This window comes from Vibrio ostreicida, from assembly GCF_013074385.2.
Lineage (GTDB): Bacteria > Pseudomonadota > Gammaproteobacteria > Enterobacterales > Vibrionaceae > Vibrio > Vibrio ostreicida.
This window is the reverse complement of record NZ_JABEYA020000001.1, coordinates 201973-224431: the sequence shown is the minus strand read 5'-3', so window position 1 is coordinate 224431 and position 22459 is coordinate 201973. Positions and strand designations below refer to the sequence as shown.

The following is a 22459-nucleotide window of genomic DNA, read 5'->3' as shown; positions in this document are numbered from 1 at the left end:
CTACCTTAGTTTCTTAATTCGCTCGGTCTGACTAATCACATCGGTCAAACGAATACCAAATTTATCATTGACGACAACGACTTCACCATGAGCGATTAATGTACCGTTCACTAACACGTCCAGAGACTCCCCTGCTAAACGTTCCAATTCGACTACGGAACCTTGGTTAAGTTGAAGCAGGTTTCTAATGCTGATTTGTGATCGGCCAACTTCCATTGAAATCGTGACTGGAATATCGAGAATCGTGTCTAGCTTACGTCGTTCGTCTTCTGAAATCGGCGATCCAGAAGGTGATCCCGGCGGTGATGTATCCTCCAACTCATCCAATTGAGCAGACATAACTTCATCGACATCGACATCCGGCGCATCTGGATCCTCTCCTAAAGCAGCAGCCCATTCATCGGCCAATTTTTGGTCTTCACTCGGTTCCATAACGGTTACCTATCGTTTTAATGTTAATCTTCATATTCACCATCATCTTCTTCCAATTCAGAGATGACATCTTTCCCAAGGAAAGCAATATCTGTTTTCACCACATCTGGGCGTTTAATTTCTTCCGATACCTGAACCGCAAGTTGATCATTCGAACGGCCCATTTTCACTCTAAATGTCGGTAGCTCTTCAACAAACATGGTCGCGTTTTCCGGCATAGTGATCGGAATAATATCGCCTGGCTGCAGTTCCATAAGATCCCGCAGAGAAATATCTTGTTCAAGTAAATTAACACGGAAGTTTACCGGAACATCCATGATTTCTTCTCTCAATGCCGAGCTCCATCGGACATCTGTTTCCATCTTGTCCGATTGAACACCCGCATCAAGAAGTTCTCGAATAGGTTCAACCATGGAATAAGGCATGACAACGTGGAAATCACCGCCACCGCCATCGACTTCAATATGGAAAGAACTGACGACTATGACTTCTGTCGGGCTGACGATATTCGCCATACTTGGGTTAACCTCAGAATCCAAATACTCGAACTCAACGCCCATGACTGGGGACCACGCTTCTTTGTAGTCTTCAAAGACTATCTTGAGCAATAGTTGTACAATTCGACGTTCTGTCGGGGTAAACTCACGCCCCTCAATACGGGCATGAAAACGACCATCACCACCAAAAAAGTTTTCGACCAAAATAAATACCAGTCGCGCTTCCATGGTGACAAGCGCCGTCCCTTTCAAAGGGCGAAACCTAACCATATTTAAACTGGTAGGAACGTACAACGTATTTTGGTATTCGCCAAACTTCATCATTTGGACGCCGTTGATTGAGACCTCAGCGGTTTTTCTCAACATGTTGAATAAACTGATCCGTAAATGACGAGCAAAACGTTCATTGATCAACTCGAGCGTAGGCATTCGACCACGGACAATACGGTCTTGAGATGAAAAGTCGAAGTCTACGGTCGGATCCGATGCTCCTCCACCTTGCTCATCATCTCCATCATCAACATCATCGACGCCATGAAGTAACGCATCAATCTCGTCTTGACTTAATAGATCGGTCACGCTTCACCTACTGAATTACAAAATCGGTAAACAGCACTCGTTCAATTACGGGCTGCCCTACTGCGCGAGTCAAGCTCGCTTTTATATCTTCTGTTGCTTTTTCTCTCAGCTCAACTCTCCCATTGACACTCCGAAGTTGATCGGCGGTCGCAGAAGCAAAGGTACCCAGTAACGAACTTTCAACCAACGGCGAGTGGTAACGCGCCAAATTTTCATTTTCTGAACCACGGACCATGAGCTGGACTTTGATTTGAACCAATCTATCTTTTTTATCACCAGTGACATTAAACAAAAAGGGTTGCGCAATGTTGACATAAGATACAGGTTCAGTGGGTGTAGCCAGTGCCTGCTGAGAAGATTGATCAGCGGCTGCGTCGTCTGACCCCATCAGGAAAAAAGCCGCACCTCCACCACCAAGCAATAATACAACAGCGGCAATAATGATGATCAAAAGTTTACTTTTACCTTTGGGTGCTTCTGTTTCTATTTCTTCGTCTGCCATGTCTGTACCATCTCTAATATGCTAACTTTTCTAAAGTTTAAGCGTAATAACTAATTCCATCACGCTTTGTTGCGACATTCAAATCAAGATTGATGTCAGGTTCAAGGTTTTCTTCACCTGAAAAATCTTGATTGCTGCTGCCTTGACCATTTGCCACATTGTTCTCTGCCCCGTTACGGGTTTGCTGATGGCCTGACGACTGTTGTTGAACGGAAGATTCACCAAGTTGTAAACCTTGCTGGGCAAGCATTTCTCGAAGGCGCGGCATCGATTGTTCAAGCACATCACGAGCTTGCTGGTTGGCGACCGTAAAATGCACCGTGGCTCCTTCTCCTGTCATACTCATTCGAATCTGGAGCCTCCCTAACTCAGGAGGGTCAAGCCGAATATCGATATTCTTGAGGTTCTTAGACATCATCATCTGTACCCGCTCAGCGACCTGTTCTCCCGCCAAATCTCGGTTTAACTGTAAAGGCGCTTGGGCAACCTGCTGATCAGCGCGAATTGGGCTCTGAGCGGTCAAACTTTGCTGACCAGAAACCTGAGAAAGTTGTTGGGCAAAGCTGGTTTCTTTAGCCTCCCCTAGGCTGCCTTCTCCAGTAACGAATTTGCCAAGTTGACTGGTCGCTTTTGCACCAAGAGCGGCTTTTAGTAAAGCGTGCTCACTTGCTGCTGGTGAAACCGCTGTATTCTGGATCTGACTAACAACTAATTCATTCGGTAAGGGTATCGCAGTAGACGGCTGAACTTGCTGGAGGGAAGGTTGCGTAGAAGGCAATTGTTGGCTATTCGAACTCAGAGCTTGTTGCACTGACTGTGCCAGTTGGGCTGGCTGTGTTTTTGTTTTCATGTCAGATTGTACCGCAGGATCATCACTCAGCAATTCCGCCGATGACGCCCCCCAAGGTATGGCAGTAGCCGTTGCTGCAGTTCCCGCAGCAACAGCTACCGCCTCATTTTTAATACTCGGTACGGGCTGAGTGAGCTTACCTGACGTTAATGGTTGTTGATTACCATCGGTATCAATATCTTTGACAGTGGTCATTTTAGCTTGAACGGCCAATACCACTTGTTGTATTTCGGTCTCCGACATACCTTGGGATTTAAGCTGCTCTTTAACATACTCAATTTCAGAAAGAGTCAATTCTTGCCCAAGCTCACTCTTAACGGTTTGATTTATGATCGCCGCATTTATATCGCCAGCTTGATCATCAATGGTCACTGGGGTTGGAGCTAGAACTTTGTTTTCTGTTTCAACAAAACGTTTTGCATCTTGAGGTATCTCTAGCGTTTGAATCAAAGCCTGAGATTCAATGATCTTTTCGTCGGTGGTGGACCCAAGGTCCTCGATTTCGAGGGGTAGAGCTTGTCGATGGCGTTCATCAGACGTTATTACCTTACTGACGTCCTCATCGATACTTTTCTGTCTCAGTTTTTGTGGCAATTCATTGCCGTCTTTCGGCTGTAACGCTTTATTGGCATCATCTAAACGCCCAAGCAACGCCTCATTTTCAGAGACAATTTTCTCTGCTTTGCTGTTTTTATCCGTATGACCATCTGCCATCAGTAATTGGTCGGAACCCCCAGACAAGACCACCTCTTCCGAAGACAACAGTTCAACCGGTGGAGGGTTGTCAGATGCAAGTGCTGATTGAGCTTTATCACTTATCTCTTGCGAATCCTTCTCTTCAGAAGGCGCGTCACTGACAATTTCAGTTTCCTGATCTAGCAACACCTTGGTGCTTTCGCTACCTTGTTGATCACTCTCACCGCCTTCAGAGTCTGATGCGATGACGTCTGAAGTGTCGCCTTTGATAAGGGCTGCCAATTTAGCAAAGAAACCTTCTGCCTGCGTCACCTCCTCGCCAGCCTCAGCTGACGTGGCCGAAGAGGCGGCAACTTTAGATGTCTCTGACACTGGTGGTAGGTTCACATTCATATAAATCTCTCGCACGAGGTTGATGTCAATGGCGGCAGATAAACCACTCTTTTTACTTCGAACCGCCGTTCTTCATGTAAACAAGCAAAAATTGGGCCAATAGAACAAATGTAATTAGCGATTGAGTGTGATATTAATTAGTCGATCGACGTGAATATCTTAGTGTGGAAAAATCATCCATTTGCTTTTGTTCTAAAACATTTTGCCGACGCACTTTTTCTGCCTGTTTTTTTTCAATGAGCCATTCATAAGAACGACGTTGCTTCCGACATTCAAACCAGTTTTGCTCACAGCTTTCCACTTGCGACTTAAAATGAGCCTCTGCTTGCTTCTGCTTAGATAACGTTTCATCCAGCGTTGTCAAAAAGCGATTGAGATGACTATATTCGCTAGCCGACAAACCCTTTTTACCCCGTTCTATCAATTGGTTGCAATAATCAACGCGGTAAGTTTCGATCTGCTCCAATTGTTGATAATAACCTTCCAACTCTACTCGAGCTTGGCTCAATGCCAGCACCGCATCATTTTCGCGCTGGTTTGCCTGATCCAAAAGGAAGCTTAACGCATCGTCCATTCAGCACTACTCCCCTTGCAAGAGATGGCTTAACATATTGATACACATACTGTAAGGCACCGTCTCTTTCATCGTTTGCTGTAAGTAAGCATCCAAACGCGGCTTCAACGTAAATGCACTGTCTATCGCTGGATCTGAACCTGGTTTATAAGCACCAATCGACACAAGATCTTGATTTTTTCTGCAAATAGAGAGAACCTGACGGACAGCTTTAGACATCAGCATTTGTTCCTCAGAGGTGATCTGCGGCATAACACGACTAACGGACTTTTCAACATCAATAGCGGGGTAGTGTCCAGCATCCGCCATCTCCCGAGACAGGATGATATGCCCATCAAGAATTGCTCTTGACGCATCTGCAATCGGGTCCTGAAGGTCATCCCCTTCAGTGAGTACCGTAAAGAAAGCGGTAATTGAACCTTGATCTAGATTGCCATTTCCAGCCCTCTCAACCAACGCAGGTAACTTGGCAAACACAGAAGGTGGGTAACCCTTAGTGGCAGGTGGCTCTCCAACCGACAAAGCGATTTCCCGCTGAGCTTGTGCAAAACGCGTGAGAGAATCCATGAGCAAAAGAACGTCTAAACCTTGGTCACGAAAGTACTCCGCAATCGTTAGAGCGGTTTGACAACCTTTTAATCGCATGAGAGGGGAGGAATCTGCCGGTGCAGCAACAACAACCGAACGCTGACGACCATCTACCCCTAAAATTTCTTCGATAAACTCCTTCACCTCACGGCCACGCTCTCCTATCAATCCGACCACAACAACCTGCGCCGTTGTTCCTCGGGTCATCATGCCTAAGGTCACGGATTTACCCACCCCAGAGCCTGCAAAAAGGCCGATACGCTGACCTTTTCCCACGGTTAGTAAACCATTAATTGCTTTGATTCCTACATCGAGTGGTTCAGAAATAGGCTTGCGCGCCAGAGGATTGATGGGGTCTGCATTAAAAGCCGCTCGCCTTTCGGTGTAAATGGGCCCAAGCCCATCGATAGGGTTGCCGACACCATCAATGACTCTTCCCAATAACTCCATTCCAACAGGTAAGCCTGTTTCAGTCGTCAAAGGTGTCACTCTAGCACCAGGGAGTATCCCAGTAATTTGTTCACTTGGCATGAGGTACAGGTTGTCGCCTGAGAAACCGACCACTTCCGCTTCCATGTCACCATGCATCGTTTCTACTTTACACAAGCTACCAATCGGCGCCCTACAACCTGTTGCTTCGAGGGTCAATCCAACAACTCTTACTAACTTTCCTGAGGCCACAGCTCGACACGTTAAACCTTGGGATTGATACTGGGACAGGCGCTCAGCCAAGGGCAACATTATTCACCACCTTGATGTCGGTTCACGCCGCAAAAATTTTGAAGCACGCTGCGAATTCGCTCTTCGAGTCGATAGTTGACGCTGGACTCACCCGCTTCAATTTGTACATCACCTCGGTTGAGTGCAGGCTCAGTCATGAGCGTCCAACAACGAGATTCCAGCGCTTCTTTTCCATAAGAAGAATGCACAATCTCCACATCTTCCGGATGCAGTTTAAATACGATGGCATGGCCTGAAATAGGCAAAGACTCCACAGATTGCTTGATAGTATCTAAAATCACTTGAGGACTGGTTTGAACTTCAACTCGAACCACTTCTTTGACTAACGTCAGCACCATATCCACTAATTGTTTTTCGACTTGAGCGTTCATAAGTTCAAGCGGTTGCGAGAACTGGTCGGCCAGTGTGACAAATGTCTGAACTTGTTGATGAATAATCGCCTGACCCGCATCCATACCTTCGGCTTTACCCGATTCGAGTCCTTCTTGGTGGCCTTCGTCTAGCCCTTGTTCTTTGCCTTTGTCGTAACCCTGTTTAAAACCCGCTTCTTGCCCTTGATGTAGGCCTTCTTGATAAGCCTGCTGCTTAATTTCCTCTATATCTTCAGCAGTGAGTTCTGTTGGTTTTTCTTCTTCTGACACAGCAGGCAATGGCATCCAGCTTGGGTCATAGTTCATCGCCGTCTCTTTCGCCATCTTTTGAGTCTGCGATGTATAATCAGGCATTCCCCAACGCTCGGGCTTGAGAATTTCTTCATCACTTTCTAAACGTAAAAAACCACGTTTTCTTTCCCCAGACATAGAGACCTTACTCACTTGTTATTTACAGGAACTCATCGGCACCGCCGCCAAGCATAATTTCACCCGAATCGGCCATACGACGCGCAACAGCCAACACTTCTTTTTGTGCTGACTCTACATCAGAGACTTTAATCGGAGCCATCGCTTCGAGATCATCACGCATCATCTCAGCAGCACGTTTGGACATATTTTTGAAAATTTTCTCGCGCAGCGCTTCATCAGCCCCTTTCAGTGCACGTTGCAAGGCATCCTGCGGAACATCACGCAACAGTTTCTGAATGCCTGAATCATCAACTTCGATAAGATTTTCAAATACAAACATTAGATCCTGAATCTGGGTCGCCATGTCTTCATCTTGATCACGCATTTGATCAATAAGGATACCTTCCATGCTGTTATCCATGTAGTTCATGATCTCTGCTGCAGCTTTTAAGCCACCAATTTTTGCAGCCTGAGCCCCCGCTTGACCTGCAAATTGTTTCTCCATGATCTCATTGAGCTCCGCTAACGCTGAAGGCTGAACTTCTTCGAGATTGGCAATTCGCATCATTAAATCAAGCCGATCACGTTCAGCGAACTGAGTCAAGATTTCTGCTGACTGATCCGGTTCTAGGTAGGATAATACGATCGTTTGAATTTGAGGGTGTTCGTTGAGAATTATGCTAGCCACTTGGCGCGGATCCATCCATTTCAAAGAATCCAGCCCTTTAGAACCAGTTCCGAGCAAAATTTGGTCCACCAAGTTATTCGCTTTATCTTCACCTAATGCCGCAACAAGGGCATTACGCATAAAGTCTTCACTACCCATACCGATGTTGGTATATTTTTGAATATCTTCAAGAAAAGCGCGGTGGACTGCACCCACCTTTTCTTGGCTGAGGTCGGTGGCTCGGGCCATAGCACTACCCACACGCTGAACTTGTTTAGGTTCTAAATGGCGTATTATTCCCGCAGCGTCTTCCTCATTCAAACTGAGTAATAGTATTGCTGCGCGTTCTTCGCCCGGTATTGATTCTATATCCACGGTGTTCTCTGTTACTTCGCCACCGTTTTCTCCCTGAGGTGCGACTTCGTTAGGCATCTTCCATCCAATTTTTCACAACTTGTGCGGCTAGTTCTGGCTCATTTGCTACCAGTGCCCGAACTGCTTTCAGCACATCTTCATCTTTATGAAGGTTAGGTAAATCTATACCTGACCCAAATTCAAATAGGTCACCTCCATCCATGTCACTGCCAATCAAGCTGGTTTCTCCATCTGCCCCAATCGGCAAACCATCCGGTCCGTAAAGCTGGTCGTCTTCATCCGAAGCTGGGTTGAGGAGCTTTTTCATCGCTGGGCGAACCAACACAAGAATCACCACAATGATCACTAGCGCGCTTGCGAACCAACGAATCCAGTCATTGAAGTTAGGGTGTTCCCAAATAGGCACATCTGTCATAACTTCCATTTCTGGTTCAGCAAACTGCATGCTTAATACATTGAGCAAATCCCCGCGATTTTCGTTGAAACCAACCGCACCAATTAACACCTGACGGACCGACTGCAACTGAGCGTCCGATAAAGGTTGATACGTTTTGTCTCCAGTCTCTGGATTGACAATAGCTCGATCCTTGATCGCAACCGCTACAGTTTGACGATTAACGATGCCCGTCTGACGTCGTTCATGACTGATCGTGGTATCCAACTCGTAATTACGCGTTGCCTCCTTATGCACTGACCCTTGACCTAACAACGACCCATCTTTCATTTGTGCCACATCTTGAGGGATAGAGGCATCAGCGGGTGGCTGGTTACTCAGAGCTCCGGGAACTCCTGCAACAACGTTACCATTATTATAGTCTTCGAGAGTGTATTCGCTTCTCGTCGACGGGGTATTGGGGTCAAACTGCTTACGTGTCTGTTCTACTGCGCTAAAATCGAGCTGGATATCGACCTGAGCGGTGTAATTGCCAAATCCTAGAATTGGGATAAGAACCGAATCTATTTTTTCTCTTAACGCTTGCTCTTGCTTACGCTCCAGTTCATGTTCTTTACGACGAGCGGCAGAAGCTGGGTCTTGCGAGCCAGAGCTGAGTAATCGGCCATGTTGGTCAGTAACGGTTATACGCGTTGGCTTCATGCCAGGGACAGCGCTCGCCACCATATCAACAACAGAGTCCACTTCTTCTTGCTTTAATGAGGTTCCGGTACGCAGCGTAAGAAAAACGGAGGCAGAGGCTTCTTGATTATGTCTTACAAACACACTTTGTTTCGGTAAAGCGAGTAACACTCGTGCTTTCCGAACCTGCTTCATTTCTTCAATGGCTTTTGACAACTGACGCTCTCGGCTCAGTTTGAGGCGTTCTTGCTCTAATCTCTGTGAAACACCAAAGCCCATGTCCTGCAATAATATTTCGTCGCCTGCCCGTTTTTCATTATTTAGGCCGGCACGAACCATGTCCAGTTTGAGCGAGTTGTATTCAGACGCAGGGACAGTGATGGTATTCCCATCAAGTTTGTAATCAATTTTTTGCTGATCAAGGTAATCTAAAACTGGGATCAATTCTTCAGTATCGTATACCCCCAATGGACGCATTTCTGGTTCTTTTACCCAAAAGAACAACATGACAATCAAAGCAACACAGATAGAGATTGATACGACAAGGACCACCTGACGCATTAAATCCAAATCGCCGACGGCCATATCAAATTTAGATGAGCTCTGCTCATCCAAATCAGTATTTTGGATGTCATCATCTAAAGTTGGTGTTGCAACCATCGCAGTGTCTGCACCACCATCGGCGACAGCGAGATCGGTTGACTGATTTTGCTCGACCACAGGCTTTACCTACTTGTTATACTGGCATGTTCATCAATTCTTTATACGCTTCAACGAGTTTGTTGCGTACTTGAATCGTTGCCTCAAATGCAACGCTGGATTTATTTCTGGCAATCATTACGTCCGATAGAGAGACATCCTCATCACCCCGATCAAATCGCATTTGCAAATTGCTGGAGGTTTTAGACAATCCATTGACGTTATTGATAGCATTATTGAGCAAAGCGCCAAAATCAGCGCCGACTTTCTGCCCGGTTGCCGCTGGCTGTGTATTCATTGCTTCAAACATCATGGCTTGCAGATCACTTTGGAAACCATCAATTTTCATCGAAACCTCGAAAGTCAACTCTTTGACTAATATGTACGTTATAAATATGACGCTGCAATCAACGTGCCATTACCAATGATAAAAGTAAAATTAACACTTCAGTTTGGAATATCAATCCCTGAATCACGCATTTTAGCTAACTTATATCGCAATGTTCGCGGGCTAATACCCAGTTTTTCCGCCATTTCTTTACGGCGTCCATTACATTCTGACAATGTTTCTAAAATGATCGCATATTCTTGCTCTCGGAGTTCACCTCCTAGGCCTGCGCCATTAGCAAATGGATTCTCTAACTCCGCTACGGGTGCAATATATGGCACGCCTATATCACCGGTTTCAACCACTTGCTGTAAACTTCCAGCGTCCTGCCAATCAAGCCCTTCCAAAAGTACGTGATCGCTGGTAATACGGCCATTCTCACTGAGAATCAAGGCTCTTTGAACAACGTTATCCAGTTCACGAACATTGCCCGGCCAAGAATATGATAATAATTTCCCCATCGCCTCTTCTGAAAGTGTCGGGACAGGCAGCCCTTGCTTCTTACAATGCCGCTCGACCAAGTGGGTGGCTAGAGGTGGTATATCTCCTTTGCGTTCACACAAAGCAGGCCAAGCGATTGGAAAAACATTTAAACGGTAATACAAATCTTCTCGGAAATTTCCATCTTGAACATAAAGTTTAAGATCTCGATTGCTGGTCGCAAGAACACGAACATCCAACTTGATGCTTTTTCGGCTTCCCAAGCGTTCGACTTCTCGTTCCTGCAATACCCGCAACAGCTTTGCCTGCAAATTAAGATCCATCTCACTGATTTCATCGAGTAAGATCGTCCCACCCTGGGCTTGTTCAAATTTCCCTGGGCATGCTTGAACAGCCCCAGTGAACGCGCCTTTTTCGTACCCAAACAAAGTCGCTTCCAGCATATTATCGGGAATGGCGGCACAGTTAATCGCAACAAATGCCCCTTCTTTTCTTTGGGAAGCATTATGGATATAACGAGACATGACTTCTTTGCCCGAACCACTCGGGCCAAGCACCATGACATTAGCATCTGTCTTGGCAACTTTATCTGCCATGGCCAAAAGTTTTAGGCTTTTTTCATCAGCGACGATCGCATCCCCATTATCGTCTGATTTGACCGGAGCATAACGGCTAACCATATTGAGCAAAACTTCCGGTGCAAACGGTTTCGCCATATAGTCGATAGCGCCATCCTTCATGGCCGAAACGGCATCTTCGATATTAGCGTAGGCCGTCATCAAAAGCACAGGCAAGTTAGGCCAATGCTGCTTAACACTGCGCAATAACGCTAACCCCCCCATACCCGACATTTGGATATCAGATACAATAATATCAACGGATTCAGTTTTAAGTTTAACCAGCGCATCCTCAGCACTGTCTGCTTCTAACCACTCATATCCGGCCAATGCCAAAGTGTCGACTAAGGCCTCACGAAGACCTTCGTCATCCTCTACGATCAGTACTTTACTTTGTGCCATTATCTTTCTCCATCCATTGTATCGTGGTCAGCATGCGCCGCACGCCCAAGAGGAATACACATTGTGAAACATGCACCATCGCCTTCCTCAGAAATCAATTCTAGTTTGCCTTCATGCGCGCGACAGACCATTTGCACAACAGCCAAACCCAGTCCTGTCCCTTGCGAACGAGTCGTAAAGAAAGGTTCCATTATTTTATTTTTTAGCTCTTTGGGTACACCAGGTCCGCTATCCTGCACCGATATCTTCAACTCGTTGTTGACAGGACGAAAAAAAACATCAACTTGCGCGTCTTTACCTGATATCTGAATGGCATTCATCACTAGGTTGCTAAGAGCCGAAGCAATAGCATTTGAATTACCAAAAAGTTGGGTATCTTCTTGTTCTACTTCTAGGTGATAGTCAATGTGATTATTCTTAAGGGCCGTTTCGATCATTGGTGAAAATTCATCAACCAACTCTGAGAGAGTAAAAGGTTGAACCACTTTATTATCTCCCCCTTTTGCGAAAAGCAGCATGTCATTGACTTGTTTCTCTAAGTCTTGCAGCCGATCCATTAACTTGCTCTGAAACCGATCTTTGGTCACGGGAGGTAAATTGGGGGCGCTTAAATTTGAGGCATAAAGCATCGCGCTGGAGAGCGGCGTTCTAACCTGATGAGCCAGAGAAGCAACCATTCTGCCCAACGAAGATAAACGCTGCAAATCACTAATACGTGATTGTAATAAGCGTGTTTCAGTTAAATCAGTAATTAAAATGAGCTGACCTGTCGCTGACGCGGATATCGCCAACCTTACTTTTCGGCCATTACGTAGGGATATTTCATGTCCATCATCATCACGCGGCGCAAACGCCTGCTGAATAACGTCAAACCATTTGTGACCAACCAGATCCGTTTCGAGTAAACGTAAGGCTTCAGGGTTCGCCTCATGAACAACGCCTTGCGTATCAAGCAGTATCACGCCTGCCGGCATAACATCTAACACTTGCTTGTAACGTTCGACTTGTTCTTCTAATGTCCCAAGTGGTTTCGGACTCATGGTCACCTTAGCTGATTGCATGTCGTATTTCTGCCTCAAAAAACTACAATAGCCTGACATGCAAGAAGCAAGCCGGGCTATTTTCTTTTAATTTCAAAAGGTTAATTGAAAGTCGATATTTTGACAGGTTAGAAACTGACGATACTAGCGCTCAACATTATACTTACGCATTTTTTCAACTAATGTTGTTCTGCGCATTCCGAGCATGTCTGCAGCTCTTGCTACCACACCAGCTTGCGCTTCAAGTGCCTGATTAATCATAGTCACCTCAAGCTCCGCTAACATCTCTTTAAGATTGACCCCTTCAGGAGGTAAATCTTGTGCAGAATGGGCATTCTCTAGCAAACCATTCGGTTCTCCAACAGTGAATTCCTCAGAAAAAATATCTTGCAGGACTTCTCTTTCCTGCTCTTCAACTGAAATGAATACATTGTTTTCCGGCTGAAACTCAGGGATATCGGTATACCGGTACTTCGTTGGAAGATGATTGACATCGACCATACTATTTGGATACAAGATAATCATACGTTCCACAAGATTAGCCAACTCTCTAACATTCCCTGGCCAATCATGCTCCATCAGGGAATTGATAGAGCGCGGAGTGAAGTAAATCGGCTGAGCCCCTTCAGACTCAAGTCGAGTCATCAATTCTTGAAGTAGTAACGGAATATCTTCTAATCGGTCACGAAGCGCTGGCATTTCAATAGGAAAGACATTGAGTCGATAAAAAAGGTCTTCCCGAAAAGATTCCTCAGATATCATATTATCCAAATCACGGTGAGTTGCAGCAATCACTCTTACGTTCACACGAATAGTAGAATTCCCTCCAACACGCTCAAAACATCGCTCTTGCAATACACGCAATAATTTAACTTGCATTGGCATTGGCATGTCACCGATTTCATCAAGAAACAAGGTGCCGCCTTCCGCAAGTTCAAATCGCCCCTTTCTGGAGGTAATGGCCCCGGTAAATGCACCTTTCTCATGACCAAACAATTCACTTTCTAGAAGGTCAGCAGGGATCGCGCCACAATTAATCGGAACAAATGGTCCACTTTTACGTGCAGAGTGATAGTGAACGTTTCTTGCCACCACTTCTTTGCCTGTACCTGAGTCTCCAAGAATCAGAACATTGGCCTCTGTCGTAGATACCTGCTCGATAAGGTGACGGACTTCTTTAATCCCCGAGCTTTGCCCAACCAAACTGCGGAACAATGTATTTTTTCTTGAACTGGACGTCAGACTAACACCATGGCGACCAAGAAAGTCTTTACAATGGCGAAGTGCTTCACTCATTTGTGGAAAATTAAGAGGAAACTCCAATTCACCAACGTACTGCGTCAATGATTCAACCGGATAGTGATGCGAGCCCACGACAAGTAATGGGATATGATTGGCTTGAGATAATTTTTGTTGTAACTCGGAAGGGAAACTCTGCTCTTTAAGAGAACCTACAATACAACCAGCCCACGTATCTGACCAGTTGATATACTCTAATTGCTCGGAGTCAATGGACTCACACTGCTCTCCGACAAATTCTAAAATGTTACTTAGATTGATGCGTTTTTGTGCATCATCTTCGATCACGAGTAGCTTTGCTAAACCTTGCATAGGGGAGAATTATTGCCTTTATCTTGAAACGTTTTGGCTGTTATTAGTGTTCTAACGTCTAACCTAACTATAGATCATGATTAGCGATAGACAATCAATAAATTTCAGCAACAAAAAAGCCACAGGGCTACTAAGTTTTTCTATTCTATTTGATAAAAAAATAAAGGCAACCAAGCAATTGGCTGATGTGACCATTTCCCCAAAAGCTTGTTATGAAACGACACGACCACATCAAGAGTTGAGGTAGGCGTTAGGTGCCTACCTCTGTCGCGGTCAAATTGTGATACTCAGGTGGGATTTGCTCCCAAGCTGCTTTGATTTCACGAATAATGTCAATAACATCATCAAGAGGTTGTGGTGAGTTTTTATGATTTGCTTCCGTGATTTGAGTGATCATAAACTCGTAAAGCTGATCTAAATTTTCCGCAATCTCTCCGCCATCATCCATAGATAAGCAACTGCGTAAACTGATAATGATATCCAACGCTTTTCCAAGTCGTTCGCCTTTAACAGGTATATTACCCTGTTCCATGGCTGCTTTTCCCTGAATTAGACGTTCTATGGCCCCCGCCATCAGCATTTGAACTATTTTATGCGGGGAGGCAGCACTGAGCTGGCTATCTACCGATACCTTCTTGTAAGCCTGTAATGAACCACGCATAACAATCCTCTTTATAAAAATTTTTTGTATTGCTGTACCGACTTGTTACCATAACGGTACTTTTGTAAATGGTGACCAAGTTCAGCCGTTTTTTTTTGCATCAACGTTATTGTGAGTTGGGTGCGCTGAACGGCCATTTGCCATTCTTGCAACTCCGCAAACTCTTGGTGTTGCTCAATAGTACTGATCAAGGTTAGCAATATTTGTTCCCTCTTATCGACCAGATGAGTAATTTCTTCAGAATTTATCTCTTCCATCCCAAGAATACTGTCAATATCGTGATCTAAATCACAGAGAGATGCTAGGTTAGTCAAGAAGTCATCCATTGAGTGCATTCATCATACCCGCTAATTGCGATTGCATATTGGATGTTGCGTCTTGCATCGCCGAAAATTTGGCGTGTGTACGCTTCTCTAGGCTATCCATGCGGCGATCCAAAGCGGATTGGTTATCGTCAAGACGATAATTTCGTTCTGTCATACTCCGCTCTCGGGTTCGGATCGAACCAGTCACGCCGGTCAAGCCCTGAATGGCATCTTCTACTTTTTTAGCAAACCCTTGATTACCACCAAAGAAGTCTTCCAGTTTATTAAAGTTGTTATTTAACTGACGGTCCAGTAAATCGTAATTGATTTCTAGTGTCCCTTGACGAGTTGTGGTGATTCCAAATTCTGTTAACGATTTTAAATCTTGCGGCGCGGGCTCTACCGCTGAAGAAAACACAGATTTTAACCGCGAATCTGCACTTCGTACGACACTGTCGCCCGCAAGAGGCCCTGCCATCCCCGTTCGAGGGTCAACGCCAGATAAATCCTTAGAAATCTGATAAAACTGATTGTATGCAGCAACAAACTGTTCAATATCATCTCGGACGCTTCTACGATCATACTCAATATCGATTTCTGACGGCGTTTTTCCAATTTCTGAACGCCCTTTGAGGGTAAGATCCACGCCTTCGATAGCATCTTCAATAATATTATTATCACTGGCAAGCTGAGCAACGCCATCAAGCAGCACTTTTGCATCTTGAGCAGCCTGTACTTGACTCATCCCATCATAAGCATCAAAAGAATCCTGAGCCGATTTAAGATCAGCCTGGGCTTTGTCTATGCGGTCTAAGAATGTTCTCTCATCTTCAGGTAATTGTGCCCGTTCTATTTCTTTCGCTTGCTCAGGGGTCAGCTCTCCGGCCTCAACACGCGCTCGCAAAGCTGCGCTTTCTTGAGCCAGTGTATTTTCAAGCTCAGTTTGATAAGCATCTAATGCCGCCTGAGCTTCCTTTGGAGTGACATATGAATCGGTCAAAGTACCTGAAGCAGTAATACTCCAACCAGGAATATCCGGCGCTTTTTCCAACGCTTTAGCATCCAGCTGAGGCTCTGGCTCCCAGTAAGAGTCCAGCAAAGTGCCTGATGCCGTTTCTGTCCAGCCGGGAATACGCTCTTCTGGCTTCAAATACTGATTTGCCGCTGTCCCTGCAGCAGCGGCAGCAGCGGCAGCAACATCCGATAGAGCATTGCTCGCACTGGCGTCTTTTGCTGCGTTGGGATCGACTGCGATTGCGGCTTGCTTGGACGTATCTGCAATTTCTTGATCGACAACCTTTGCCGCATCAAGATTCTTTTGAGCGATATTATCGGCAATGACTTGTTCTTCAGGAGTAAGGGGATTGATTAAGTCTTGCGCCACAGAACGAGCGTTTTCAAGATCTTTAACACGTTGTTCCAGTGTTTTGTATTCGAGTTTTTTGAGTAAATTGTCTGGCGTTGCATCTGCACTCATTGTCAGAGCATTTTTTTCACCAGAATTACTCGAAGCAACAATAAGACGCGGGCCTTCAACATCATTAATGACTGAGGCACGAACACCTGAGTTAGCTTTGTCTCCATTAATCGTACGGACAATATCGACCAATGTCGATTTGGCCTCTACCTCTACTGTGAACTTTTTATCACCAAGCGCAATCTGCAGCTTACCCGGGCCAAACCTCGCATCATCAGGCAATACATCAGATGCGATTTTATGACCCTGAGCAAGCTGCAACACATCAACAGCATATCTACCAGCGATAGCATCAGTGGTTGCGGTTGCGGACACAACAGTATCATCCGTAGATTCTACTTTTCTTGCGGCAAAGGCTTTTTCTTGCCTAAAACTTGCCATCAAGTTTTTCATCGTATCCAGCGACTCTCTGAGCCGGCCGTAGGCACTGATACTAGAATCAATTTTGTCGCGCTCATTGTCGATTCGTTGCTGTTTTGGTACACGCTCCGAATCAACAACTTTGCTGACCATGGCATTGATATCCATACCAGAATTCATCCCTACAGGACCAAAGCTCATTCAATCACCTCAAAATATGTTCATACCGTCTGGTTCACCAGCCCTGATGAATATCGGGCTGTCTGTTCCCTTAGTCGCCGCAGTATCTGTAACATTTCTTCATCGGGTATTTGGCGAATAATATCGCCAGTATCCGCTTCATAAATTGTTACGACATCTCTCCCCGATTCTTCGTCAACCCGAAAAGCTAAGCCCGTGTTGATGGATGAGATAAACTCATTCATCTGTTGTACCACTCTTTGCCGCTCTTCTCTGTTAAGCTTTTCTCGCTTTTGAGATACCTCAATCGCTTGCTCAACGGCCTCCGTCGTTTGTTTTCTCGTCTCGGAAGTTGAAACCTGCTCTCTCTGTGAGGGAACGTGTTGTGCACCATCATATTTTGAAGCAATTTTAGTGCCACTTTCTGAGCTGTAAGGCTGGATGTTCGATGTGTTGGATGGTATTTCCATAACAATCTCCCTTCCACCTTAGAGGTCGGTAATAAAATTACCGCCAATAAGCTCGCTCCTACCTGTCAATTAACCTAACAAACTAAGAGCTGCCGATGGTGACTGCTTTGCTTGAGCCAGAACCGAAGTACCTGCCTGTTGCAAAATCTGCGACTTTGTCATTTGAGTCGTTTCTTTTGCATAGTCCGTATCCCTGATTCGGCTGCGCGATGCGTTCACATTCTCGTTAATGCTTTCAAGGTTGCTGATAGCATGCCCAAAACGATTTTGGAAAGCACCAAGCTCAGCCCTTTGGCTATCAACGGTTTTGAGTGCCCCATCAATGACCGAGACCGCCATCTGAGACCCCGCAATCGTTGAAACATCAACATCGGCGACCGTTCTATTTTCAGCAGCACCAAAACCAATTTCGCCACCTAAAGCACCACCTATTGTTACGTCGGTAGCAACCTTATTTTCGGCAGCAAACAGTTGCAACTTCCCCTCTTCACCAACCGAGGCTTTCACATCTTGACTTTGACCGTTAATATAAGTGGCAAGCTGCTCTATATCATCGCCTTCTTTTGCGTTGATCGTTATTTGCTGAGCTTCCCCATAGGTATCAGTATAGCCCAAAGTCAAATCCGTTGAACCTTGAGAAACGGCCCAATCTGCATCTGTCCCTTGCTGTGCGACATAGGCTTTGCCGCCCATTTCTGTGGTATCAGAACGCATATTACCCATGCTAAGCATCACAGCTTCACCAGAACCTGCACCGATCTGGAATGATTGGCTCCCAAATGAACCGTTGAGCAGTTTGTTACCACCAAATGACGTGGTTTCAGCAATTCGGTTAAGTTCATCGTTCAGAGCCGTGACTTCTTCTTGAATCGCAACCCGTTCTGAACGGGAGTTGGAACCATTAGAGGACTGCAGTGATAAATCACGCATTCTTTGAAGGATATTGGTTGTCTCATTCATTGCACCTTCAGCTGTCTGTGCAATTGAGATACCGTCGTTTGCGTTTTTCACCGCCATGTCAAGACCACGACTTTGCGATGTTAAACGATTGGATATTTGAAGGCCTGCTGCATCATCACGGGCACTGTTTATTTTGTACCCCGACGATAGACGCTCCATCGATTTTTGCATACCGTCAGATGCACTGTTTAAGTATCTCTGAGCGGTCATTGCAGACACGTTAGTGTTTACGTTAATTGCCATATTGATCTCCTTAGGCATTAAGGATGATGCACCTCAGCGTCTCTCACCTCACTTTGGTACATCTCATTTCTCTCAGTCTTGTAACGGCTGAGTAAATATATCCTTTAGAGAAAATTTAAACATTTTTCTCGTGTTTTCTAAGAAGGATTAGAAATTTTATTTAAATCAATATTTTGCAGAAATAAAAAAAATCCAGCCGAAGCTGGATTTTTTTCGTTAAAGGATGCGTTTATCCGAGAAGATTCAGTGCCGCATTTGGTGTCTGTTTTGCTTGAGCAAGTATGGAACTTGAAGCCTGAGACAGAATCTGCGATTTCGTGAGTGATGTCGTTTCTTTAGCAAAGTCGGTATCTTTAATTCTGCTCTTAGACGCATTCACGTTCTCGTTGATGTTATCTAAGTTAGAGATTGCGTGACTAAATCTATTCTGGAAAGCCCCCAGCTGTGCACGGTGGCTATCGACATATTTCAAGGCTGAGTCGATGATGCCTACGGATTCTTGAGCTCCACCTACAGAAGTCACATTGATGCTATCAACGGTAACTGCCTGACCTTGACCGATACTTAACTCGCCAGCTAAACCACCGCCAAAGGTCACTGCACCATCAACCTTGTCTGTTCCTGCAAAAACTTGTAACTGACCCTCTTCATCAACAGAAGCTTTTACCATATCTGTTTGACCGTTGATGTAGGTTGCCAATTCTTCAATATCATCACCTTCTTTAGCATTGATATTGATAGTTTGCTGCTGACCATCAGTATCTGTCAGGGTAATCGCGAGATCATTGGCACCCGCTTGTACTGTCCAGTCTTTGTCTTTACCATTTGCTGCCTGATAACTCGTACCACCCATTCCAACGTTATCAGAACGCATGTCATTGAGCGTCAACATGACCGCTTCACCATTATCAGAACCAATCTGGAATGATTTTGTGGAAAATGTGCCATTAAGTAGCTTGTTACCACCAAATGACGTGGTTTCAGCAATTCGGTTAAGTTCATCGTTCAGTGCTGTCACTTCTTCCTGAATCGCTACTCGCTCAGATTTCGAGTTTGAACCATTCGCCGATTGAAGGGACAAATCTCGCATACGTTGAAGAATATTGGTTGATTCATTCATCGCACCTTCAGCGGTTTGAGCGATAGAGATACCGTCATTTGCATTACGTACAGCGACATCCAAACCACGACTTTGAACATTTAATCGGTTAGAGATTTGTAGACCTGCTGCATCATCTTTAGCACTATTAATCTTAAAGCCCGATGATAAACGTTCCATTGAAGATTGCTGTGCGTTATTTGCACTATTTAGGTAACGCTGTGCGGTCATTGCTGCTACGTTGGTGTTTACATTTACTGCCATGGTGATTTCTCCGTTTGATTTTCCGATTTAACCGGTTTCCGACGTCTCGGAAAACCAAAGTAGTTCTCTCAAAGTTACTTTTATTAACGGCTCATTTTCGAAAACCTTGAGTAATATTCTTCGTTTTTTTAAAAAAAAATGGTCTTGATGGTTAAAATACAACCAAACAATAAAAAATGTATAAATAATGTATTTTTTGCTCAAGATTTGACAGCGACTGTCGATAATATTTTCTTTTTTGACAATTAACCCAATAAGGTCAAGGCAAGGTTGGGTTGCTGTTTGGCTTGTGCAAGAATGGATGTACTAACCTGCTGTAAGATTTGCTGCTTAACGAGCTGAGTCGTTTCCTTCGCATAGTCTGTATCTTTTATGCGGCTATTCGATGAGGCTAGATTTTCATTGATATTGTCAAGATTGTTAATCGCATGCGTAAAGCGATTCTGCATTGCGCCCAATTCAGCGCGGTGACTATCAACAAAACTCAACGCAGTATCTATGATAGAGACCGCTCTTTGTGCTCCTCCCGAGCTAGAAATATTTAGATTATCAATCACTTCATAACCCATCAAGCCCATATTCAATTCGCTAGCCAAACCACCAGAGAATGAAATTGTCCCAGAAGTTTCATCACCAGCCATGAACAATTGCAGCTGTCCCTCTTCATTAACCGATGCAGAAACCTGAGAGCTCTGCCCGTTAATATAAGTGGCCAGCTCTTCAATATCGTCACCAACTTTAGCGTCAATTATAATCGATTCCTGCTGACCATTAGCATCAGTATATTGCATGACTAAGCTCTGACTACCTTGAGAAACCGTCCAATTACTGCTTGCTTTCTTAGCCGACAGATAACTAAAACCACCCATCTCCAAGCTATCAGAACGCAGGTTTTTCAACGAGATTTTTACCGCTTCTCCTGAACTTGCACCAATCTGCATCGATGCATTTTCAAACGTGCCATTGAGCAATTTTCGACCACCAAAAGAGGTAGTTTCAGCAATTCTGTTTAATTCATCATTCAGAGCCGCCATTTCTTCTTGTAGCGCTTCCCTTTCAGCATGACTGTTAGAACCATTTGCTGATTGTAACGAAAGGTCACGCATGCGTTGAAGAAGGTTCGTTGTTTCGTTCATTGCCCCTTCCGCAGTCTGCATGATAGAAATACCATCATTCGCATTCCGCACAGCAACATCCAAACCACGCATCTGAGACTCTAACCGATTGGAGATTTGTAACCCTGCCGCATCATCTTTAGCGCTGTTAATACGATACCCAGAAGCCAGCCTTTCTAGGGATTGGTTCAGCATCTTTGTCGCGCTGCTCATGTGTCGCTGAGCCGTCATTGCTGAAACATTGGTATTAACCGTGATAGACATATTTGAACAAATTCCTCTAAGGCCTTTCTATATATCGGCTCAAAGTGAATTTCTTTAGTGTATATTGCTCTTTGATTTTAAAATGTTGATGTTCGCTAAAACATCTAGCTTGGATGCTACGCTGATAAGGACATCAGCTTGGGGGAAAACCGAGCGACTGGCTCGGTCAACAACAAAAGTGAAGAAATTGACTTAGCGACTCATCTTATTTGAGAGTTAATTGTTGTAGCATGTCAACAGAGGGGGCAAATAGATAGGCGCCTGTAACGGCTTTGGTAAAACGCAACATGTGATCAGTTTTTCCATCCGTCATACCATACATACTCTCCAGCATAACTTTAAAATTATGCAGTGTGTTACAGTAAGCAATAAACAAAAGGCCATGTTCACCAGTTACGTTGCCATAAGGCAAACTATGTCGAACAATTTTTAGACCTTTACCTTCTTCTTTTATATCAACTCGTCCAACATGCGACACTGAAGGCACATTACTCAATTCGATTGAATCCGTTTTCGTCCGCCCTATTACCTTCTCCTGAGCGGAAACATTCAGCCTATTCCAAGGAGGTAAATTATGCACAAAACGCTGCACCATTACATAGCTACCTCCCGAAAATTCCCCTTGAGGAACAATGGCAACTTGCTGGCGTTGATCGCCTTTGGGGTTTTCGGTTCCATCAACGAACCCTGTCATATCACGCGAATCTAAATAACGGTAACCATAGGTTTCATCAATAACATTCAGATAATCAGCGGTCTTTTCTAGTAATTGACTCAAGACATAAAAATGGAGGTCGTGCCGATTCGAATGACAGTGGATCAGCACATCAGCATCAGAAGCAAGAGCTTGGGTATCGCCCTCTCCCAACGGTGGAAATGCGATCAATTCGGGAGGTACGTTCCCCCCAAGGTGTTTCCAAAATGAAAGAGTAAAAGCGATAGACAACTTCATACCTGCGTCAGGGTGGCGTTGATTAATGTCTTCAACAAGTTGAGGTAAACGCTTTAACTGCTCAAGAACAGCAGCCCTGTTTTGTGATACTTTTAGTAGCGTGTACTGAGCAAAAGGCCCAGACTCCGGAATAATTGCACTTTGAGGGGTGATCATTGCT

At 44.8% G+C, this 22459-nt stretch carries 21 protein-coding genes; all 21 read right to left on the bottom strand.

Annotation, left to right across the window (positions count from 1 at the left end; genetic code table 11):
- The 21 genes from fliN to HLM86_RS00875 all read right to left on the bottom strand — a co-directional run bounded on the left by fliN (position 1) and on the right by HLM86_RS00875 (position 22455).
- Positions 1-432, bottom strand: coding sequence for a flagellar motor switch protein FliN (fliN, locus tag HLM86_RS00975; protein ID WP_076585511.1), 432 nt, complete (start codon positions 430-432; stop codon positions 1-3).
- A gap of 23 nt (positions 433-455) precedes the next feature.
- Positions 456-1508, bottom strand: a complete 1053-nt coding sequence (fliM, locus tag HLM86_RS00970) for a flagellar motor switch protein FliM (protein WP_076585513.1) — start codon at positions 1506-1508, stop codon at positions 456-458.
- Between the two features lie 7 nt (positions 1509-1515).
- Entirely contained in the window at positions 1516-2010 is a 495-nt protein-coding gene (gene fliL, locus HLM86_RS00965) for a flagellar basal body-associated protein FliL (protein ID WP_170882157.1), read from the bottom strand.
- A gap of 37 nt (positions 2011-2047) precedes the next feature.
- The gene (locus tag HLM86_RS00960) at positions 2048-3949 is read right to left on the bottom strand and encodes a flagellar hook-length control protein FliK (protein ID WP_170882158.1); all 1902 of its coding nucleotides are present in this window, start codon (positions 3947-3949) and stop codon (positions 2048-2050) included.
- A gap of 133 nt (positions 3950-4082) precedes the next feature.
- Positions 4083-4523, bottom strand: a complete 441-nt coding sequence (gene fliJ, locus HLM86_RS00955) for a flagellar export protein FliJ (RefSeq protein WP_076585518.1) — start codon at positions 4521-4523, stop codon at positions 4083-4085.
- 6 nt (positions 4524-4529) lie between these two features.
- Positions 4530-5852, bottom strand: coding sequence for a flagellar protein export ATPase FliI (gene fliI, locus HLM86_RS00950; RefSeq protein ID WP_076585520.1), 1323 nt, complete (start codon positions 5850-5852; stop codon positions 4530-4532).
- Complete coding sequence (gene fliH, locus HLM86_RS00945) at positions 5852-6652, bottom strand: flagellar assembly protein FliH (RefSeq protein WP_170882159.1); 801 nt, start codon at positions 6650-6652, stop codon at positions 5852-5854. Before fliH ends, fliI begins: the two co-directional genes overlap by 1 nt.
- A gap of 22 nt (positions 6653-6674) precedes the next feature.
- On the bottom strand, positions 6675-7733 hold the full coding sequence (fliG, locus tag HLM86_RS00940; protein ID WP_076585524.1) for a flagellar motor switch protein FliG: 1059 nt from the start codon (positions 7731-7733) through the stop codon (positions 6675-6677).
- The gene (fliF, locus tag HLM86_RS00935; RefSeq protein ID WP_076585526.1) at positions 7726-9471 is read right to left on the bottom strand and encodes a flagellar basal-body MS-ring/collar protein FliF; all 1746 of its coding nucleotides are present in this window, start codon (positions 9469-9471) and stop codon (positions 7726-7728) included. The genes fliG and fliF overlap by 8 nt, the downstream gene beginning before the upstream one ends.
- Positions 9472-9487: 16 nt before the next feature.
- Entirely contained in the window at positions 9488-9799 is a 312-nt protein-coding gene (gene fliE, locus HLM86_RS00930) for a flagellar hook-basal body complex protein FliE (RefSeq protein ID WP_076585528.1), read from the bottom strand.
- Positions 9800-9897: 98 nt separating this feature from the next.
- A complete protein-coding gene (locus HLM86_RS00925; protein WP_076585530.1) occupies positions 9898-11298 on the bottom strand; it encodes a sigma-54-dependent transcriptional regulator in 1401 nt (466 codons plus the stop codon).
- A complete protein-coding gene (locus HLM86_RS00920) occupies positions 11298-12359 on the bottom strand; it encodes a sensor histidine kinase (protein WP_170882160.1) in 1062 nt (353 codons plus the stop codon). The genes HLM86_RS00925 and HLM86_RS00920 overlap by 1 nt, the downstream gene beginning before the upstream one ends.
- Before the next feature lie 123 nt (positions 12360-12482).
- Complete coding sequence (locus HLM86_RS00915) at positions 12483-13949, bottom strand: sigma-54 dependent transcriptional regulator (RefSeq protein WP_170882161.1); 1467 nt, start codon at positions 13947-13949, stop codon at positions 12483-12485.
- Between the two features lie 250 nt (positions 13950-14199).
- Complete coding sequence (gene fliS, locus HLM86_RS00910) at positions 14200-14610, bottom strand: flagellar export chaperone FliS (RefSeq protein ID WP_076585536.1); 411 nt, start codon at positions 14608-14610, stop codon at positions 14200-14202.
- Between the two features lie 11 nt (positions 14611-14621).
- A complete protein-coding gene (locus HLM86_RS00905) occupies positions 14622-14945 on the bottom strand; it encodes a flagellar protein FliT (protein ID WP_076585538.1) in 324 nt (107 codons plus the stop codon).
- Entirely contained in the window at positions 14929-16953 is a 2025-nt protein-coding gene (gene fliD / locus HLM86_RS00900) for a flagellar filament capping protein FliD (protein ID WP_170882162.1), read from the bottom strand. Before fliD ends, HLM86_RS00905 begins: the two co-directional genes overlap by 17 nt.
- Before the next feature lie 20 nt (positions 16954-16973).
- Positions 16974-17402 carry a flagellar protein FlaG gene (gene flaG, locus HLM86_RS00895; RefSeq protein ID WP_076585542.1) on the bottom strand — a complete coding sequence of 143 codons (429 nt, stop codon included), beginning with the start codon at positions 17400-17402 and terminating at the stop codon, positions 16974-16976.
- 69 nt (positions 17403-17471) lie between these two features.
- Positions 17472-18605 (bottom strand): flagellin, encoded by a 1134-nt coding sequence (locus HLM86_RS00890; protein WP_076585544.1) that lies wholly within the window; start codon positions 18603-18605, stop codon positions 17472-17474.
- 229 nt (positions 18606-18834) lie between these two features.
- Positions 18835-19968, bottom strand: a complete 1134-nt coding sequence (locus HLM86_RS00885) for a flagellin (RefSeq protein ID WP_076585546.1) — start codon at positions 19966-19968, stop codon at positions 18835-18837.
- 245 nt (positions 19969-20213) lie between these two features.
- Complete coding sequence (locus HLM86_RS00880; protein ID WP_076585548.1) at positions 20214-21347, bottom strand: flagellin; 1134 nt, start codon at positions 21345-21347, stop codon at positions 20214-20216.
- Positions 21348-21552: 205 nt separating this feature from the next.
- On the bottom strand, positions 21553-22455 hold the full coding sequence (locus HLM86_RS00875) for a Dyp-type peroxidase (protein WP_170882163.1): 903 nt from the start codon (positions 22453-22455) through the stop codon (positions 21553-21555).
- Positions 22456-22459 lie beyond the last annotated feature (4 nt).

Excerpts from the sequence above, each read along its gene's own strand:
- fliN (WP_076585511.1), bottom strand. The coding sequence starts at position 432 with ATGGAACCGAGTGAAGACCAAAAATTGGCCGATGAATGGGCTGCTGCT.
- fliL (WP_170882157.1), bottom strand. The coding sequence starts at position 2,010 with ATGGCAGACGAAGAAATAGAAACAGAAGCACCCAAAGGTAAAAGTAAA.
- HLM86_RS00960 (WP_170882158.1), bottom strand. The coding sequence starts at position 3,949 with ATGAATGTGAACCTACCACCAGTGTCAGAGACATCTAAAGTTGCCGCC.
- fliJ (WP_076585518.1), bottom strand. The coding sequence starts at position 4,523 with ATGGACGATGCGTTAAGCTTCCTTTTGGATCAGGCAAACCAGCGCGAA.
- fliI (WP_076585520.1), bottom strand. The coding sequence starts at position 5,852 with ATGTTGCCCTTGGCTGAGCGCCTGTCCCAGTATCAATCCCAAGGTTTA.
- fliH (WP_170882159.1), bottom strand. The coding sequence starts at position 6,652 with ATGTCTGGGGAAAGAAAACGTGGTTTTTTACGTTTAGAAAGTGATGAA.
- fliG (WP_076585524.1), bottom strand. The coding sequence starts at position 7,733 with ATGCCTAACGAAGTCGCACCTCAGGGAGAAAACGGTGGCGAAGTAACA.
- fliE (WP_076585528.1), bottom strand. The coding sequence starts at position 9,799 with ATGAAAATTGATGGTTTCCAAAGTGATCTGCAAGCCATGATGTTTGAA.
- HLM86_RS00925 (WP_076585530.1), bottom strand. The coding sequence starts at position 11,298 with ATGGCACAAAGTAAAGTACTGATCGTAGAGGATGACGAAGGTCTTCGT.
- HLM86_RS00920 (WP_170882160.1), bottom strand. The coding sequence starts at position 12,359 with ATGCAATCAGCTAAGGTGACCATGAGTCCGAAACCACTTGGGACATTA.
- HLM86_RS00915 (WP_170882161.1), bottom strand. The coding sequence starts at position 13,949 with ATGCAAGGTTTAGCAAAGCTACTCGTGATCGAAGATGATGCACAAAAA.
- fliS (WP_076585536.1), bottom strand. The coding sequence starts at position 14,610 with ATGCGTGGTTCATTACAGGCTTACAAGAAGGTATCGGTAGATAGCCAG.
- HLM86_RS00905 (WP_076585538.1), bottom strand. The coding sequence starts at position 14,945 with ATGCACTCAATGGATGACTTCTTGACTAACCTAGCATCTCTCTGTGAT.
- fliD (WP_170882162.1), bottom strand. The coding sequence starts at position 16,953 with ATGAGCTTTGGTCCTGTAGGGATGAATTCTGGTATGGATATCAATGCC.
- flaG (WP_076585542.1), bottom strand. The coding sequence starts at position 17,402 with ATGGAAATACCATCCAACACATCGAACATCCAGCCTTACAGCTCAGAA.
- HLM86_RS00890 (WP_076585544.1), bottom strand. The coding sequence starts at position 18,605 with ATGGCAATTAACGTAAACACTAACGTGTCTGCAATGACCGCTCAGAGA.
- HLM86_RS00885 (WP_076585546.1), bottom strand. The coding sequence starts at position 19,968 with ATGGCAGTAAATGTAAACACCAACGTAGCAGCAATGACCGCACAGCGT.
- HLM86_RS00880 (WP_076585548.1), bottom strand. The coding sequence starts at position 21,347 with ATGTCTATCACGGTTAATACCAATGTTTCAGCAATGACGGCTCAGCGA.
- HLM86_RS00875 (WP_170882163.1), bottom strand. The coding sequence starts at position 22,455 with ATGATCACCCCTCAAAGTGCAATTATTCCGGAGTCTGGGCCTTTTGCT.